Origin of the sequence: Geodermatophilus maliterrae, assembly GCF_041018925.1 — a bacterium.
Lineage (GTDB): Bacteria > Actinomycetota > Actinomycetes > Mycobacteriales > Geodermatophilaceae > Geodermatophilus > Geodermatophilus maliterrae.
The window spans coordinates 1-358 of record NZ_JBFNXQ010000235.1; the positions used below are offsets into that span (position 1 = coordinate 1).

Sequence of the window (358 nt, forward strand, 5' to 3'; positions counted from 1 at the left end):
CGAGATCGCCGAACGGCACGGCGTGCAGGCCGTCGGCATCGGCTGCGACGTCACGGACGAGGCCTCCGTGGAGGCCGCGCTGACCGTGCTCGACGGCGCGCTGCCCCCGGTCGGCGCCCTGGTCAACAACGCCGGCATCACCTCGCCGACGCCCTTCCTGGAGGTCAGCGGCGAGGAGTGGGACCGCATCTTCGCCGTCAACGTGCGCGGGGCGTACAACATCACCCGCCGGGTCGCACCCGGCATGGTCGAGCGCGGCTTCGGCCGCATCGTCTTCCTGGCGTCGGTCTCGGCCGAGCGCGGCGGCGGCGTCTTCGGCGGGGTCGCCTACTCCGCGGCCAAGGCCGCCCAGCTGGGC

1 protein-coding gene is annotated in these 358 nt (G+C 74.3%); it reads left to right on the forward strand.

Going from position 1 to position 358, the window contains the following annotated elements; all coding sequences use genetic code 11:
• Positions 1 to 358 (forward strand): SDR family NAD(P)-dependent oxidoreductase (locus ABQ292_RS26645; RefSeq protein ID WP_369210712.1); only part of this gene is annotated, 358 nt, incomplete at both ends.